We start from the raw sequence: 16,105 nt of genomic DNA, 5'->3' as shown, positions 1-16,105 counted from the left end.
CCGAGCGCGAAGGCGGCGGCTGCCGAAGGGCTGCGCAGCCGTGATGAGAGGCGCTCAGCCAGTGCATGTATGGTGCCGAGGAGGCCTGACGATCAGTTGAGGTCGGCCGGGCCCGACGCATCCAGAGCCGAAGGGGAAGTAGCCGGCCCATGGGGGACCACTTCAAGACGGACATCGGGCAACTCGAGCAGTTCCTGACGAATCTGGAGAGATGCGTCGACGAGCTGAACGAGGCCCGGTCAGCCCTCGACCACGTGCGTGCCGACCAGATCGGCACCGCCCGGCTCGACGAGGCGTGTGACAAGTTCCAGCAAGAGTGGAAGTACGGGTCCGACAAAACCAAGGAAATGATCGACGCTGTCAAAGAGGGCGTCCAGTCCAACAAGAAGGCTTATCAAGAGGTCGAGGAAGCCTTGGAGAAGGCCCTCAAGCAGATCGCGGACACGAGCACCTCGGGTGGCAACGGGGGCGGTAAGTAGTGGCCGCGAACCCGTACCCCAGCATCGGCTGGAATCCCGTACCAGGAATCCCCGCAGAGGTCACGAAGCTCCAGCAGAAGGTGGCGGCAGCCGCTACCGCGCTGGAGAACACCCATCGACAGTTGACGAAGCTGACGAGTGAGAGCAGCTATTGGGAAGGCGACGCAGCGGAGAAGTTCCGCACCACGCTCGACGGCGACCTCCCGAAGTACATCAAGGACGCTGCCTCTTCGTTGCGTGCCGCAGCGACCCATCTTCATAAGTGGGACGGGCACCTGACTTCCAACCGGGAACTGGCGAAGAAGTACGACGCCGCCATGGCCGAGAAGAAGGCGGAGGCCGGCAAGGCCAAGAACGCGTACGACCAGGCCGCCCAGCATCCCGACCTCAAGCTCGCGAACCAGACCTTCCCTTCACAGGAGGAGGCCGACGCAGCGACCGCGCGACTGCGCTCCGCCGAGCGGGAGTTGAATGAGGCGAGCGTGGCTCTCACCAAGGCCAACGCCGAGTACGAGTCCCTCGACAGCAAGGTCAAGGCGCTGGAGGTCGAGCACACCAGCGAGGCCGAGACCATTGCCAAGGCCCTGGACGACTCCACGAAGGCCGCCCCGGACGAGCCCGGCTTCTGGGACAAGGTCGGCGATGTCATCTCAGGCGTCTGGGAGTTCCTCAAGACGCATGCGGGAACAATCGGCGCCATTGCCGGTCTCCTCGCCCTGCTGCCCACCCCGTTGGCTCCCGTGTTCGCCGGCATCGCCATTGGCGCAAGCGCCCTCTCCATGTACAAGAACCTCACCGACACGGACTTCCTCGGGGATCTGATCGGCCAGGACGGCGGAATGGACATGTTTTCCGCATGGGCGTCCGTGGGCGGCGACATTCTGGGGATGGTGCCGGGCGCGCGCCTGGTCGGCATGGCAGGCAAAGAGCTGCGAGACGGCCTGCAAATGGCGAGCGAGATGGGCGTACAGGTGAGTCGTTGGGAGAAGACCGTTGAGTTCGGCAGGGAGTTCGGCGGGCTCTACAGAAGCGCGGCGCGCGAAGGCTCCTATGGCATGTGGGAGGCTGCCGGCGAGAGCTTCAAGGGTTCTGCCCAACTCATGGGTGACTTGTCCGCCAACGGCCTCAACGTCGCTGCGAACCTGGTGACCTCGATGGAGGAAGAGGGTCACCTACCGGAGGAAGGCGCGTCGCACAACGCAGCGGAAGATACCAAGGCGGGCGTTGGCGCATACGGCATCGCACGGCTGCGAGGACTGCTGTGACGGTCGACCGTGGGAACTCGCAGGTTGCCCCCGCAGCCACGAGCGAGTCCAAGCCCGACTATTGGTACCTGATCCCCCACGGTTACATCCCACTCGACCTGGACCCTCCCGTCGAGCAGATCGAAGCCCTGATCGCACGAGTTCTTTCGCTGCCGGCAGATCGGCGCGATCAGGCCGAACGGGTGCTGAGGTTCTACGCCGGTCTAGTCTCCTCCATGAACGCCGAGGGCGTGCTGGCCTGCCTGTTCGGCATGCACCCTGACGAAGAAGGTGACCCGGTCTTCTCCGTGCTCACCTTCTCCACCGTCACGACTCCCGGCAACGCAAAGCTGGCTGTGGCAGGTCTGGCCGCAGCCGCAGAAGGCACGGCTGATTCGGGTGTAATCCCACTGGAGCTGCCCAGCGGACTCGGCTACCTCTCCGAGGAGAAGCGGAAGATGGCCGCACCGGGCCGACAACCTGGTGCTGACAGAGCCGATTCACCCATGGGAGAAGTCTGGCAGGGCACAGTCGGTATCGCCGGGCGTGGATCGGAGGTCATCGTGATCCAGATGGTTACGCCCGCTGTGGAGTTCGGAGATACCTACCGGGACATTCTGCTTGGCATCGCGCACACCTTCACCTTCACCGATCCGAACGAGCCGGACGAAGGCAGCGGCCAGGGCGGGGCACCCGAAGCTGGTTCTGCCGGAGCGGCGATAAGGAGCGACTTCGGATGACTCAGGCGTCTGTGCCACCGGATGTGGACCAGGTTCTCCGGCACAACAGAAAGGTCATGGCCAGGCACGTATCGGCCCGACTCGCCCTTGGCGTCGCACTCGTCGCTCTCCCGTTCGTGTTGCAGGCTGCGGGCATCTCCGTCTCCACTCTCACCGTGCTGCCGATTGTCCCCGGTCTGTTCCTCCTGTTCTTTCTTTATCTCCGGGTCGGCCTTGGACGACGGCTCAAGGTATGCGAAAAGGTGTTGCGTACCTATCCGCTGGAGTACCGCTCTCGGGTGGTCAAGAAGCAGTCCCAGCGGTTGCTGCTCGGCGATGTACACACCGTCAAGCTCTCGGTTCGAGGTCAGCACGGCGCACCCTCCATGAGGGCCGTGAACGCATCGACCGTCCGCCGGTGGCCCGAGGGCGGGGAGAGCGAGGGTGCCTGGTTCGCCGGTGATCCCGCGTTCGGCGGAGTCATGATCGTGCCCGGCACGCGCGACCTCTTCTTCCTGCAGCCTGCGGGTTGGGAGAAGTTCGCCTCGGAACGCGCCCAGGCTGACCCGGAACGCCGAGCCAGGGCTGAACAAGCCGGGATCTCCCGTCTGCTGGAGAAGGAGCCCAACCCGATGGCGGGACTGGGTAACTGAGGCATCTGCCCTGCCGGGAATCTCAAGGCGCCCCGTAGCGCTGCCTTGCGCAACTCGGCCCGCACAGGGTGCGTTCCTCTGACGGCGGCGGGAATCCGTTGGAAGCTGGCGGTTCAGGCTCTGGGGTGGGTGGGAAGCCGGTCATAGCGTGGTGAGCCGGTCGAGTCACCCCGTTGGAAAAGGCACTTCCCATGCAATACGTCGCACCGATCGGTGTCGGTCTCCTGTACGCCCTGCTGATGTCCCTGATCCGTGAACCGCACCGGCGGCGTTTCAACGCGGTCATGGTCGCCGGGGCGGGCGCCGCCTATCTGAGCGGCGGCGGGCTCGGCGGTTGGGAATTCGCGTTCACCGCGGTGGTCACCTACGTCGCCTATCGCGGCCTGGATTCGTGGGCCTTCATCGGTGTCGCCTGGCTGCTGCACACCGCGTGGGACATCGTCCACCACATCAAGGGAAACCCGATCATCCCCTTCGCCCACACGTCATCACTGGGGTGTGCGATCTGTGACCCGGTGATCGCACTGTGGTGCTTCGCGGGTGGGAGGACGCCGAGGGAGTTGTCGGCGTGGGCGCGGGAGGCCAGGGGGCGCAAGGGCGCGGCGCCGGGGGAGAAGGCCCGGTCGGGGGAGTCGGAGGGCGCGGCGCCGGGGGGTGAGGCCGCGGTGGGGGAGCCGGAGGTCGGGGCGGCCGGCGTGCAGGGCTGATCGGTTGCCAGGTCACCGGTGCCGGATCGACTCGCCCGTCGGCGATGAGTTTCGCCGCCCCGGCCGGTCCACCTTTCAGGAACAGATCTGTGAGGAGCCCGCCCATGACCGACCCGACCATCGACCTCGGACCGCAGACCCGCGTCGTCGCCCGGCTCGCCGAGGCCGTCACCGACGAACAGCTCTCGGCGCCGACGCCCTGCCCCGAGATGGCTGTGCACAATCTGCTGGGTCACCTGCTCGGCCTGTCCGTCGCCTTTCGTGACGCCGCCCGCAAGGACCTGGGCGCCACGACCGACACCGACCCGGGCTCCGTCGTCCCGGACATCGGGGCCGGCTGGCGTGAGGAGCTGTCCAAGGTGCTCGACGAACTGGGCGAGGTGTGGCGCGCCCCGGACGCGTGGACCGGCATGACCCGCGCGGGCGGCGTCGACCTGCCCGGTGCCGTCGCCGGCGCGGTGGCCGTGGACGAGCTGGTGATCCACGCCTGGGACCTGGCCGTCGCCACGGGACAGCCGTACACCCCCGACCCGGCCGCCCTCCGGATGTCCCACGACTTCCTGCGCGCAGCGGCCGACGCCGGCGACCGCGGCGGCGGCATCTTCGGCCCCGTCGTCCCGGTACCGGACGAGGCGCCCCTGCTCGACCGCGCGGTCGGGCTGAGCGGGCGGGATCCGGGCTGGAAGCGGGGTTCGTAGGGCGGAGACCGAACGCCCAGGACGAGTCACGTGCCCCGTCGGCCCCGGCCGCGCGAGGGCCCGGTCCGCGCGGCTCGGGGCCGGATCGTCGGGAGCGCACACAGTCTCCGTACCTCAACGTCCCCGCTAATTCCCCGACTTGCTTCTGTCAGAAGCATTGACGAAACACAGCGCCCCTCCTACCTTCATCGCGTCGTACCTCGTACGTCATATATGAGACGCGATACGTGAGATCCCATACGCGAGATCCGATCCCGCGAAGATCCGAGAGGCGCGCATGACCTCTGTGCCCACGCCGATCCCCTCCCGCACGCAGTTCGTGCTGGAGGAGATCAAACGCCGCATCCTCACCGGCCAGTTGACGCCGGGTCAGGCCCTGGTGGAGACCGATCTCGCCGCACAGTTCGGGGTGTCGAAGACCCCGGTGCGCGAGGCGCTCAAGACGCTGGCCGGGACCGGGCTGGTCGTGATGAGCCAGTACAAGGGCGTCACGGTGCGCATGGTGGACGCGGACATGGCGCGCGAGGTCTACGACGTGCGGCTGCTGCTGGAGCCCGAGGCGCTCAAGCGGGCCGTCCGGCGCGGGGCCTCCCTCGATGCCGCCCGTGACGCGCTGACCCGTGCCGACGCGGCCGCCGACACCGCCGAACGCTCCCTCGCCAACCGGGAATTCCACCGCGCCCTGTACCTGCCGTGCGGCAACCCGCTGCTCGGCCGGATGCTCGACGAGGTCCGCGACCAGGCGGCCCTCGTCTCCGCCGTCGCCTGGGCCGCCTCCCCCTCCTGGGAGCGCGAGGCCGGCGAGCACCGGGAGATCCTGCGGCTGGCGCTCGAAGGCGACGCGGACGGCGCCGCGCGCGCCCTGCACGCCCATATCGCGTCGTTCGTGCGACGGGCCTTCCCGGACGCGGGAGTCGAGGCCCCGGGAGAGGACGGTCCGGCATGACGACGACGTTCGAGTCTCAGCGGACGGCCCTGGCCGATGTCGTGGCGATCCCGGTGACCCCGTTCGCCGAGGACGGCAGCGTGGACCAGGACGCCCACCGGGCCCTGTTGCGTCGTCTGCTCGACGGCGGCGTCACCACGCTCACCCCCAACGGCAACACCGGCGAGTTCTACACCCTCACCCCCGAAGAGCGCCGCCTCGTCACCGAGTTGACCGTCGACGAGGCCGGCGCAAGTGCCGCGGTCCTCGTCGGCGTCGGCCACGACGTGCCCACCGCCGTCGCCTCCGCGCGGCACGCCCGTGAACTCGGCGCCCGGATGGTGATGGTCCACCAGCCCGTCCACCCCTACGTCTCCCAGAGCGGCTGGGTCGACTACCACCGCGCCATCGCCGCGGCCGTGCCCGAGCTCGGCGTCGTCCCGTACATCCGCAACGCCCAGCTAGCCGGCGCCCGCCTCGCCGAACTCGGGGAAGCCTGCCCGAACGTCATCGGCGTGAAGTACGCCGTCCCGGACGCCGCCAAGTTCGCCGCCTTCGCACGGGACGCGGGACACGACCGCTTCGTGTGGGTCGCCGGACTCGCCGAGCCGTACGCACCCTCGTACTTCTCCGCGGGCGCCACCGGCTTCACCTCCGGGCTGGTGAACGTCGCCCCGTCCGTCTCGCTGAACATGATGGAAGCGCTTCGATCCGGTGACTACCCGGCCGCCATGAAGGTCTGGGAACAGATCCGCCGCTTCGAGGAGCTGCGCGCCGCGAACGGCTCCGCCAACAACGTCACCGTCGTCAAGGAGGCCCTCGCCTCGCTCGGCCTGTGCCGCCGCGACGTCCGCCCGCCCAGCAGGGAACTGCCCGAGGATGAGCGCGCCGAGGTCGCCGCCATAGCCGCCGGGTGGTCAGCATGACCGGCAGAAGGCGCCCGGAGGAACTCAGAAGCCATCAGTGGTACGGCACGGAGGGCCGGCTGCGCACCTGGTCGCACAACGCCCGCATGCGCCAACTGGGATACGAGGCCGAGGAGTACCGGGGCCGTCCGGTGATCGCCGTCCTCAACACCTGGTCCGACATCAACCCCTGCCACGTCCACCTGCGTGAGCGCGCCGAGGCGGTCAAGCGGGGGGTGTGGCAGGCCGGTGGCTTCCCGCTCGAGTTCCCGGTCGCCACGCTCTCGGAGACCTTTCAGAAGCCGACCCCGATGCTCTACCGCAACCTGCTGGCGATGGAGACCGAGGAGCTGCTGCGGTCGTATCCGATCGACGCGGCGGTGCTGCTCGGGGGCTGCGACAAGTCGACGCCGGCGCTGCTCATGGGCGCCGCCTCGGCCGACGTGCCGTCGATCTTCGTTCCCGCGGGGCCGATGCTGCCGGGGCACTGGCGCGGCGAGACGCTCGGGTCCGGTACCGACATGTGGAAGTACTGGGACGAGCACCGCGCCGGCAACCTGACGGACTGTGAACTACGCGAGCTCCAAGGCGGGTTGGCGCGTTCGCCGGGTCACTGCATGACCATGGGGACCGCTTCCACGATGACCGCGGCGGCCGAGGCCCTCGGGATGACGCTGCCGGGCGCCTCTTCGATACCGGCCGTCGACTCGGGGCACGAGCGGATGGCCGCAGCCTCCGGGCGGCGCGCCGTGGAGCTCGCCTGGACCGGGCTCGGGCCGTCCGGGATCCTCACCCGAGAGGCCTTCGAGGACGCCGTCACCACGGTGCTCGGGCTCGGCGGCTCCACCAACGCGGTCATCCACCTGATCGCCATGGCGGGACGCTGCCAAGTCCCTCTCACCCTCGACGACTTCGACCGCATCGCCCGTACGGTGCCGGTGCTCGCCAATGTCCGCCCCGCCGGTCGGACGTACCTCATGGAGGACTTCTATTTCGCCGGTGGCCTGCCCGCCTTCCTCTCGCGGATCACCGACCTGCTGCACCTGGACCGGCCGACCGTGAACGGCACCCTGCGGGAGCAGCTCCAGGGTGCCGTCGTCCACGACGACGACGTCATCCGCACCCGCGAGAACCCGGTCGCCGACGAGGGTGGGGTCGCCGTGCTGCGCGGCAACCTCTGCCCCGACGGCGCCGTCATCAAGCACATCGCCGCCGAGCGGCACCTGCTCGCTCACACCGGGCCCGCGGTCGTCTTCGACGACTACAAGGACATGCAGCGGACCATCGACGACCCGTCGCTCGGCATCACCGCCGACAGCGTGCTGGTGCTGCGCAACGCCGGGCCCAAGGGCGGTCCGGGCATGCCCGAGTACGGCATGCTGCCGATCCCGGACCACCTGCTCAAGCAGGGTGTGCGGGACATGGTGCGGATCTCCGACGCCCGTATGAGCGGCACGAGTTACGGCGCGTGCGCGCTGCACATCGCGCCCGAGTCGTACGTCGGGGGACCGCTCGCCCTGGTCCGCTCCGGGGACCTCATCACCCTCGACGTCGAGGCACGCACCCTCCATCTCCACGTGGACGACGAGGAGTTGGAGCGGCGCCGGGCGGACTGGACGCCGCCGCCCACGCGTTACGAGCGCGGCTACGGGGCGCTCTACAACGAACAGATCACCCAGGCCGACACCGGCTGCGACTTCGAGTTCCTCGCCCGGCCGGGCAAAGCCGCGGATCCCCACGCCGGCTGACCGGCGGCACGACCTCGTACAGCCCCGCACCACCTCGTACAGCCCGCACGGCCTTGCTCAGCCCTGCACCGCTCTGCACTGCGAGAAAGCGCTTCCCGAACGACGTACGCACACCCGCACCACGCACGCACGACGTACGAGAACGGAGAACAGTCATGGCCCAAGCCGCAGCCGTGGCGAAACCGCCCGCGCCACCCCGGCGACGCCGTGCCTCCGCCACGCCGCGCAGGCTCCCGTATCTGCTGATCGCCCCGGCGGCCCTGCTCATGCTGGGCTTCATCGCCTACCCGGTCATCAGCGTCTTCTACTACAGCCTTCAGGAGTACAACCCCACCAAGCCGTGGCGGAACGGCTTCGCGGGCCTCGACAACTTCGTCCACGCCTTCACCGACGACCCGCTGTTCTGGGACACGCTGGTCTTCAGCGCCAAGTGGGTGTTCGTCGAGGTCGGACTCCAGTTGCTGTTCGGGCTCGCGCTCGCGCTGATCGTCAACCAGACCTTCGTGGGGCGGGCGCTGGGCCGTGCGCTCGTGTTCTCCCCGTGGGCCGTCTCCGGCGTGCTGACGTCGGCGATCTGGGTGCTGCTCTACAACTCCCAGACGGGCATCACCCGTTACCTCGCGGACGCGGGCATCGGTTCGTACGGCACGAGCTGGCTGTCGGACACCTCGACCGTCTTCCCCGCGGCGATCGTCGCCGACCTGTGGCGCGGCGTGCCGTTCTTCGCGATCCTCATCCTCGCCGACCTCCAGTCCGTCTCGAAGGACCTGTACGAGGCGGCGGAGGTCGACGGGGCAAGCCGTATCAAGCAGTTCTGGTACATCACGCTGCCCCATCTGAAGGACGCGATCGTCCTGTCCACGCTGCTGCGCGCGGTGTGGGAGTTCAACAACGTCGACCTGCTCTACACGCTGACCGGCGGCGGCCCGGCGGGAGTGACCACGACCCTGCCGCTCTACATCGCCAACACCAGCGTCGACGCGCACAACTTCGGCTACGCGTCGGCCCTGACCACGGTCGCGTTCGTGATCCTGCTCTTCTGCTCGGTGGTCTATCTGCGGCTGAGCAAGTTCGGAGGTGAGGACAAGTGAGCGTGAAGGAAGCCACCAGGGCCGTGCCCGCGCCGATGCACGCCAGTCCCGAGCCGCCGCGTCCGACGAAGCGGCACCGCGCCTGGGACGAGGTCCCGCGCTGGCAGATCTATCTCCCGCTGTCGGTCTACCTGCTCTTCACCCTCATCCCCTTCTACTGGATCCTGCTGTTCTCCCTGCGCCCGGCCGGCTCGACCTCGCTCGTGCCCTGGCCGGTGACCCTCGACCACTTCGAGAAGGTCTGGACGGAGCGGAGCTTCGGGACGTACTTCCAGAACAGCGTGCTGGTCGGCGTCGTCACCCTGCTGATGACGACCCTCGTCGCCCTGGCCGGCGGCTACGCCCTCGCGCGCTTCGACTTCAAGATCAAGCGGGCGTTCATGCTCGCCCTGCTGTGCTCCCAGTTCGTGCCCGGCGCGCTGCTGCTGGTGCCGCTGTTCGAGATCTTCGCCGAACTCCGGATGATCAACTCGCTGGGCAGCGTCATCATCGCCGAGACGGTGTTCCAACTGCCGCTGTCGATGATCCTGATCAGCAACTTCATCAAGAACGTGCCGTACTCCCTGGAGGAGGCGGCCTGGGTCGACGGCTGCAACCGGATGACGGCGTTCAGGATCGTCGTCCTGCCCCTGCTGCGGCCCGGTCTGATCGCCGTCGGCTCCTTCGCCTTCGTGCACTCCTGGAACCACTTCCTGTTCGCCCTGATGTTCCTCAACAACCAGGAGAAGCAGACCATCCCGGTCGGGCTCAACACCCTGATGGGCGCGGACAGTGTGGACCTGGGTGCGCTCGCCGCGGGCGGCATCATCGCGGCCGTGCCGGTGGTGATCGTGTTCGCCTTCATCCAGAAGTGGCTGATCACGGGCTTCAGTGCAGGGGCGGTGAAGGGATGAGACGCCGTCGGTCGTCTGCGGCGCCGTCGTGGCTGGTCGCGCAGTTCCCCGCGCCCCTTAGGGGCGCCGCAGCGCCCGGCCCGCTGAGCGAGCGCGACCTCGCGGGCGACGGCGGCTGGACACCTACCCTGCACACAAAGATCGACAGCGCCGAGACGGCCGACCGAGCGGCGGCCCGTGGCGTGGGCGCAGGGAGGTTCTCATGAGCAGTGCCGTACCCATCGTGCTGGCCGGCGCGCGCGGCCACGGCCGGTGGCACCTCGACAACATCCGCCGGCTCCAGGACAAGGGCATCGTGCGGCTCGCGGGGATCTGCGAGCTGACCCCGCTGGGCGAGGACGAGCTCCCCGAGGGCCTGGGCTCGGCGGAGCAGTCCGCCGACTTCGGCGCCCTCCTCGACTCCACCGGCGCCCGCGTCGCGGTGATCTGCACGCCGATCCCGACCCACACAGACCTGGTGCTGACGGCCGCCCGCAGGGGCGTGCACCTGCTGCTGGAGAAGCCGCCCGCCCCGTCGTACGCCGAGTACCGGCGCATGGCCGACGGAGTCTCCGCGGCCCAGGTCGCCTGCCAGATCGGCTTCCAGTCGCTGGGCTCGCACGCCCTGCCCGCGATCCGGACCATGATGGCCGAGGGTGCGATCGGCGAGATCGTCGGCATCGGCGGGGCGGGCGCCTGGTCGCGGCCCGAGTCGTACTACCGGCGCGCCCCCTGGGCGGGCAGGCGCAGGCTGAACGGCGTCGACGTCATCGACGGCGCCCTGACCAACCCGCTCGCCCACGCCGTCGCCACCGCACTCGCCCTGAACGGCACCGAGCGGGCCGGCGATGTCACCGCCGTCGAGACCGAGCTGCTGCGCGCCAACGACATCGAGTCCGACGACACCTCCTGCGTCCGCGTCAGCACCACGCAGGACCGCCCGGTCGTCGTCGCCGCGACGCTGTGCGCCGAGGACCCCGACGAGCCGTACGTCGTCGTCCACGGCGACCGCGGCCGCATCACCTTCTGGTACAAGCAGGACCGCGTCCTGCTCCAGCGCGCCGGCCGCGGCCCCGAGGAGTTCGAGTACGGTCGCACCGACCTGCTGGAGAACCTCGTCGAGCACCTTGTCGACGGCGCCGACCTGCTGGTCACGCCCGAGGTGACCGGCGCCTTCATGAAGGTCGTCGAAGCGATCCGACTGGCTCCCGACCCGGCCCCGCTGCCCGCCGGCGCCTGGCACCTGCTCCCCGACGAGCGGCGCCGGGTCGTGCCCGGCATCGACGGCCTGGTCGCGGCCGCCGCCGACACCCTCGCCCTCTACTCCGAGCTGGGCGCCCCCTGGGCCGACCCGGCGCGAACGAAAGAGGTGAGCACCTGATGACTCCCCACGACACCGCGGTGCTGCGCGTCGCGGGCCGGCCGGTCGGCCGGTACGTCACCCGGCCCGAACTGCCGGCCCGCCTCGCCCCGCGCCCGTATCTGCACCCCGTCACCACCCTGGCCGGCACGGCGGTCACCGAGCTCAGCCCCGCCGACCACATCCACCACCTCGGCGTCGGTGTAGCCGTTCCCGACGTCGAGGGGTCCAACTTCTGGGGCGGGCGCACCTTCGTCCGGGGCCAAGGCCCGACCGAGCTCGACAACCACGGCGCGCAGCGGCACACCGCCTTCCAGTTGCGCGACCCCGACGGCTTCGTCGAGGAACTGCGCTGGGTGGCGGCCGGGACCGAGCTGCTGCGCGAGCGCCGTACGGTCGCCGCCGCCGAACTCACCCGGTTCGCCTGGGCGCTGGACGTCACCTTCTCCCTGACCAACGTGACCTCCGGCCCGCTGTCCATCGGCAGCCCCGCCACCAACGGCCGCCCCGGCGCGGCGTACGGCGGCTTCTTCTGGCGGGCCCGCAAGGAGGCGTCGGCGCCGCAGGTGTTCACCGTCGACCGTGAGGGCGAGGGGGAGATCCACGGGAGGGTCGCGCCGTGGGTGGCCCTGGTGGGCTCCACCTGGACGCTGATCTTCGCCGGGGCAACCGAACAGACCCGCCGTGACCCGTGGTTCGTGCGCGCCGAGGAGTATCCCGGCGTCGGCTCCTCCCTCGCCTCACGGGAACGCCTGCCGATCCCGCCCGGCGAGACCGCCGTACGCCGGATCGTCACCGTCGTCGCCGACGGCCGGATCGGCCGACTGGAAGCCGCGGCCCTGGTCCGCAAGGCGGTGAGCCAGTGACCGCCGAGACGTACACCGACGAACGAGCCGCCGGCAGAACCTCGGCCGCACCTGCATGTACCCGCTGGATCCAGAAGAAGAGAGCCGACCAATGAAGATCAGCATTCGCAGAACCAGGCGCGCCGCGATGGCCGTCGCCCTCGGGTCCGTCCTCGCCCTGACCGCCACCGCCTGCGGTGACGACGGCAGCAGCGCGGGCGGCGACAAGGGCGCCGACGGCAGCGGCACCGGAAAGATCGTCTTCTGGGACAACAACGGCGGTGTCCGCACCGACATCTGGAAGGAGATCATCGCCGACTTCGAGAAGGCGAACCCGGACATCAAGGTGGAGTACGTCGGGATCCCGTCCACCGACTACCAGTCCAAGGTCGACACCGCCATCCAGGGCGGCGGCCTGCCGGACGTCGGCGGTGTCGGCGCGGCCATGCTCGCCGGGTTCGCCGCGCAGAACGCGCTGGAGCCGCTGGACGAGCGGCTCGCGGCATCTTCCCTGAACGGCAAGCTCAACAAGGACATGGTCACCTCGCTGACGGCCGCCGGCGGCGGTGACGGCAAGCTGTACTCGATTCCGACCTCCGCGAACAACGGTGTGCTGTACTACCGCACCGATCTGTTCAAGAAGGCCGGGCTGGACGCGCCGACCACCTGGGACAAGTTCTACGCCGCCGCGGACAAGCTGACCAACTCCGGTAAGAACGAGTTCGGTTACACCATCCGTGGTGGGGCGGGTTCCATCGCGCAGGCGCTCGACGCCATGTACGGACAGTCCGGGATCACTTCCTTCTGGGACGCCGGCGGGGAGAAGACGACCGTCAACGACCCGAAGAACGTGGCGGCGCTGGAGAAGTACGCCGCACTGTTCAAGAAGGTCACTCCGGCCGCCGACCTCAACAACGACTTCACCAAGATGGTCGCCCAGTGGGATTCCGGCACGATCGGAATGCTGAACCACAACCTGGGGTCGTACCAGGACCATGTGAAGGCGCTGGGGACGGAGAAGTTCCGGGGCATTCCGCAGCCGGTCGGCTCCGGCGGCAAGCGGGTGCAGGTGTCCAACCCCGTCGACGGGATGGGCCTGTTCAAGAGTTCCAAGAACAAGGACGCCGCCTGGAAGTTCATCGAGTTCGCCACGTCGCACGACGAGAACTCGAAGTTCAACAAGGCGGCCGGGCAGGTGCCGTCGAACAACGACGCCGCGAAGGACGCGTGGATTTCGCAGGCCGAGCCCACGAAGCTGGCGGCCGCGGCGTTGACCGACGGGTCGACGACGATCGTGCAGCTTCCGTACTACCTGCCTGACTGGAACACGATCTCCAAGGCCGACAACGAGCCGAACTTTCAGAAGGTGCTGAACGGGGACATGAGCGCGAAGGAGTTCCTCGACACCATGGCCGGTGAGTTGAATGAGGCTCAGGCTGAGTGGACTTCGCGCAACGGCTGAGAGCTCGGTCCTTTTGCCGCGCGGCCGGCTGCGGGTCGTTTGTGGCTGGTCGCGCCCACGCGGCGGAGCCGCAAATCGATACAGCCTCGCGCCCCCAGGTGGGAAAACTCGACCCTGTTGAAAGGCACCCCTGTGTCTCTTACGCGCAGACAGGTCGGTCTGGCGGCCGTCGCCGCCGTTCCTCTCGCCCTCTCGGGCATCGGTGCCGCCCAGGCAAGTCAGCGCCGCCGCACCCTCTACATCGCCGGCGATTCCACCGCCGCCCAGAAATTCGCCGACGCCGCGCCCGAGACCGGGTGGGGCATGGCGCTGCCCTTCTTTCTGCGTGAGCAGCTCGCCGTTTCCAATCACGCGGTGAACGGGCGCAGTTCGAAGAGCTTTGTGGACGAAGGGCGGCTGGATGCCGTTCTCGCCGCCGTCCGTCCCAGGGACGTCCTGCTGATCCAGTTCGCGCACAACGACGAGAAGGACACCGATCCGACCCGGTACACCGAGCCCTGGTCCACGTACCAGGACTACCTGCGGGTCTACGTCGACGGCGCCCGTGCACGGGGTGCTCGGCCCGTGCTCGCCACCGCCGTCGAGCGGCGGAGGTTCGACGCGGGCGGCAACCCCGTGCCGACCCACGGCGACTATCCGGCGGCGATGCGCGCGCTCGCCCGCGAGGAGCGCGTCGCGCTGCTCGACATCCAGGCGCTGTCGCTCGCGTTGTGGCAGGAGCTCGGGGTCGAGGGGACGAAGACGTACTTCAACTGGACCGCCACCGAGCAGGACAACACCCACTTCAATCCGCCGGGCGCGATCGCCGTGGCGCGGCTCGTCGCACGGGAGCTGGTGCGCACGCGTGTGCTGAGCGCGTGGGACGTGTGCCGGCTGGACGACGAGATCCCGGAGTCGTGGATCACCTGGCCGCAGGCCACCGCCACCGCATAGCTCCCTGACCCCCTGACCATGGAAGAGAGAGCCGCACGATGAACACACAGAAATGGCATGGGCATGCCATAGACAAGGCTGCCGTCCTGATCGGCTGCACCGCGCTGGTGCTCGGCCTCACCGGGACCGGGGCAGCGCAGGCCGGAGGCCGGGACCGGGGCGGCGCGGACCAGGCGCGGGACCTCGGGCGTGAGGTCCTCGCCGCGGGTGACGGCTGGGCCTCGGAGGGTGCGGGCACGACCGGCGGGTCGGCCGCCGACGCCGCGCACGTCCACACCGTCACCACCTGGGCGCAGTTCCGGCAGGCGCTCGCCGACGGCGGCAGCGCGCCGAAGATCATCCAGGTGAAGGGCATGATCGACGCCGTCTCGGAGGGGTGTGACGCCTTCGCGGCCGAGGGATACGACTTCCAGCGGTACCTCGCCGACTACGACCCGGCGGTGTGGGGGCACGACGTCCCGGTCAGCGGTGTGCAGGAGGATCTGCGGGCCGCGTCCGCCGCCGACCAGGACAAGGCCATCAAGGCGAACGTCCCCGCCAACACCACCATCGTCGGGGTCGGCAGGGGCTCCGGCATCCTCGGCGGCAGCCTCCAGATCAAGGGCGTCGACAACGTCGTCCTGCGCAACCTCACCATCGAGGCCCCCGTCGACTGCTTCCCGCAGTGGGACCCGACCGACGACAACAGGACCGGCGCCTGGAACTCCGAATACGACGCGGTGGTGGTGTACGGCTCCACCCATGTGTGGATCGACCACAACACACTCACCGACGGCCGCTACCCCGACAGCTCCCTGCCGTCGTACTTCGGCAAGGTCTACCAGCAGCACGACGGACTCCTCGACGTCGTGCGCGGCGCCGACCACGTGACCGTGTCCTGGAACTCCTTCCAGGACCACGACAAGACCATGCTGATCGGCAACAGCGACAGCGCCGGTTCCACCGACACCGGCAAGCTCAGGGTCACCCTGCACCACAACCGCTTCGAGGGCATCGTCGAGCGGGCGCCGCGCGTGCGGTTCGGGCAGGTCGACTCGTACAACAACCACTTCGTCGTCACCAAGGGCCAGAACTTCGCGTACGTCTTCGGCGTCGGCGCCTCCTCGCGGCTGTACGCCACGCACAACGCCCTGTCGCTGGCCTCGGGTGTCAGCGTCGGCAAGGCGCTGAAGAAGTGGAACGAGGCACCGCTGACCGCGGAGAACAACTACGTCAACGGCAAGCTGACGGACCTCATCGCCGTCCACAACGCCGAGATCCCGGGGGAGACCCTCCAGTCCGGTGCGGGGTGGACGCCGACCCTGCGGACGAAGGTCGACAACCCCAGGGCGGTCCCGGGGATCGTCGAGCACCGCGCGGGCGCCGGCCGCCTGCGCTGACCCACCCGGCGGGGGAGGGGCGCTCGGCGGACACCGCCCGCCCCTTCCCGGCAACCCAGCAGATCCGCCTCGCGAAGGAGCACCC

At 68.9% G+C, this 16,105-nt stretch carries 16 protein-coding genes; all 16 read left to right on the top strand.

Annotated elements, in window-relative coordinates:
• Positions 1-149 precede the first annotated feature (149 nt).
• The 16 genes from ACZ69Q_RS23435 (at position 150) to ACZ69Q_RS23360 (ending at position 16,020) form a co-directional block, all read left to right on the top strand.
• Positions 150-479 (top strand): hypothetical protein, encoded by a 330-nt coding sequence (locus ACZ69Q_RS23435; RefSeq protein ID WP_471044982.1) that lies wholly within the window; start codon positions 150-152, stop codon positions 477-479.
• Positions 479-1,744 (top strand): zinc ribbon domain-containing protein, encoded by a 1,266-nt coding sequence (locus ACZ69Q_RS23430; protein WP_471044980.1) that lies wholly within the window; start codon positions 479-481, stop codon positions 1,742-1,744. The genes ACZ69Q_RS23435 and ACZ69Q_RS23430 overlap by 1 nt, the downstream gene beginning before the upstream one ends.
• Positions 1,741-2,463: a hypothetical protein gene (locus ACZ69Q_RS23425; RefSeq protein ID WP_471044978.1), complete on the top strand. Its 723-nt coding sequence runs from the start codon at positions 1,741-1,743 to the stop codon at positions 2,461-2,463. Before ACZ69Q_RS23430 ends, ACZ69Q_RS23425 begins: the two co-directional genes overlap by 4 nt.
• Complete coding sequence (locus ACZ69Q_RS23420) at positions 2,460-3,095, top strand: hypothetical protein (protein ID WP_471044975.1); 636 nt, start codon at positions 2,460-2,462, stop codon at positions 3,093-3,095. The genes ACZ69Q_RS23425 and ACZ69Q_RS23420 overlap by 4 nt, the downstream gene beginning before the upstream one ends.
• A 191-nt stretch (positions 3,096-3,286) precedes the next feature.
• The gene (locus ACZ69Q_RS23415) at positions 3,287-3,802 is read left to right on the top strand and encodes a DUF6010 family protein (protein ID WP_471044973.1); all 516 of its coding nucleotides are present in this window, start codon (positions 3,287-3,289) and stop codon (positions 3,800-3,802) included.
• Positions 3,803-3,906: 104 nt separating this feature from the next.
• Complete coding sequence (locus ACZ69Q_RS23410) at positions 3,907-4,500, top strand: TIGR03086 family metal-binding protein (protein ID WP_471044970.1); 594 nt, start codon at positions 3,907-3,909, stop codon at positions 4,498-4,500.
• 277 nt (positions 4,501-4,777) lie between these two features.
• A complete protein-coding gene (locus ACZ69Q_RS23405; RefSeq protein WP_471044968.1) occupies positions 4,778-5,446 on the top strand; it encodes a GntR family transcriptional regulator in 669 nt (222 codons plus the stop codon).
• Positions 5,443-6,351, top strand: a complete 909-nt coding sequence (locus ACZ69Q_RS23400) for a dihydrodipicolinate synthase family protein (protein WP_471044966.1) — start codon at positions 5,443-5,445, stop codon at positions 6,349-6,351. Before ACZ69Q_RS23405 ends, ACZ69Q_RS23400 begins: the two co-directional genes overlap by 4 nt.
• On the top strand, positions 6,348-8,078 hold the full coding sequence (gene araD, locus ACZ69Q_RS23395; protein ID WP_471044964.1) for an L-arabinonate dehydratase: 1,731 nt from the start codon (positions 6,348-6,350) through the stop codon (positions 8,076-8,078). The genes ACZ69Q_RS23400 and araD overlap by 4 nt, the downstream gene beginning before the upstream one ends.
• 155 nt (positions 8,079-8,233) lie before the next feature.
• On the top strand, positions 8,234-9,169 hold the full coding sequence (locus ACZ69Q_RS23390; RefSeq protein ID WP_471044962.1) for a carbohydrate ABC transporter permease: 936 nt from the start codon (positions 8,234-8,236) through the stop codon (positions 9,167-9,169).
• A complete protein-coding gene (locus ACZ69Q_RS23385) occupies positions 9,166-10,062 on the top strand; it encodes a carbohydrate ABC transporter permease (RefSeq protein WP_471044960.1) in 897 nt (298 codons plus the stop codon). The genes ACZ69Q_RS23390 and ACZ69Q_RS23385 overlap by 4 nt, the downstream gene beginning before the upstream one ends.
• Before the next feature lie 202 nt (positions 10,063-10,264).
• Entirely contained in the window at positions 10,265-11,422 is a 1,158-nt protein-coding gene (locus tag ACZ69Q_RS23380; RefSeq protein WP_471044958.1) for a Gfo/Idh/MocA family protein, read from the top strand.
• Positions 11,422-12,267 carry a DUF6807 domain-containing protein gene (locus tag ACZ69Q_RS23375; protein ID WP_471044956.1) on the top strand — a complete coding sequence of 282 codons (846 nt, stop codon included), beginning with the start codon at positions 11,422-11,424 and terminating at the stop codon, positions 12,265-12,267. The genes ACZ69Q_RS23380 and ACZ69Q_RS23375 overlap by 1 nt, the downstream gene beginning before the upstream one ends.
• Before the next feature lie 91 nt (positions 12,268-12,358).
• On the top strand, positions 12,359-13,708 hold the full coding sequence (locus ACZ69Q_RS23370; protein ID WP_471044954.1) for an ABC transporter substrate-binding protein: 1,350 nt from the start codon (positions 12,359-12,361) through the stop codon (positions 13,706-13,708).
• A 132-nt stretch (positions 13,709-13,840) separates the two neighbouring features.
• On the top strand, positions 13,841-14,641 hold the full coding sequence (locus tag ACZ69Q_RS23365) for a rhamnogalacturonan acetylesterase (RefSeq protein ID WP_471044951.1): 801 nt from the start codon (positions 13,841-13,843) through the stop codon (positions 14,639-14,641).
• A gap of 38 nt (positions 14,642-14,679) precedes the next feature.
• On the top strand, positions 14,680-16,020 hold the full coding sequence (locus ACZ69Q_RS23360; RefSeq protein WP_471044948.1) for a pectate lyase family protein: 1,341 nt from the start codon (positions 14,680-14,682) through the stop codon (positions 16,018-16,020).
• Positions 16,021-16,105 lie beyond the last annotated feature (85 nt).

Source organism: Streptomyces sp. NPDC036764, from assembly GCF_055609385.1.
Note: the sequence above shows the minus strand (reverse complement) of the source record. Positions and strands in the feature narration are given on the sequence as shown.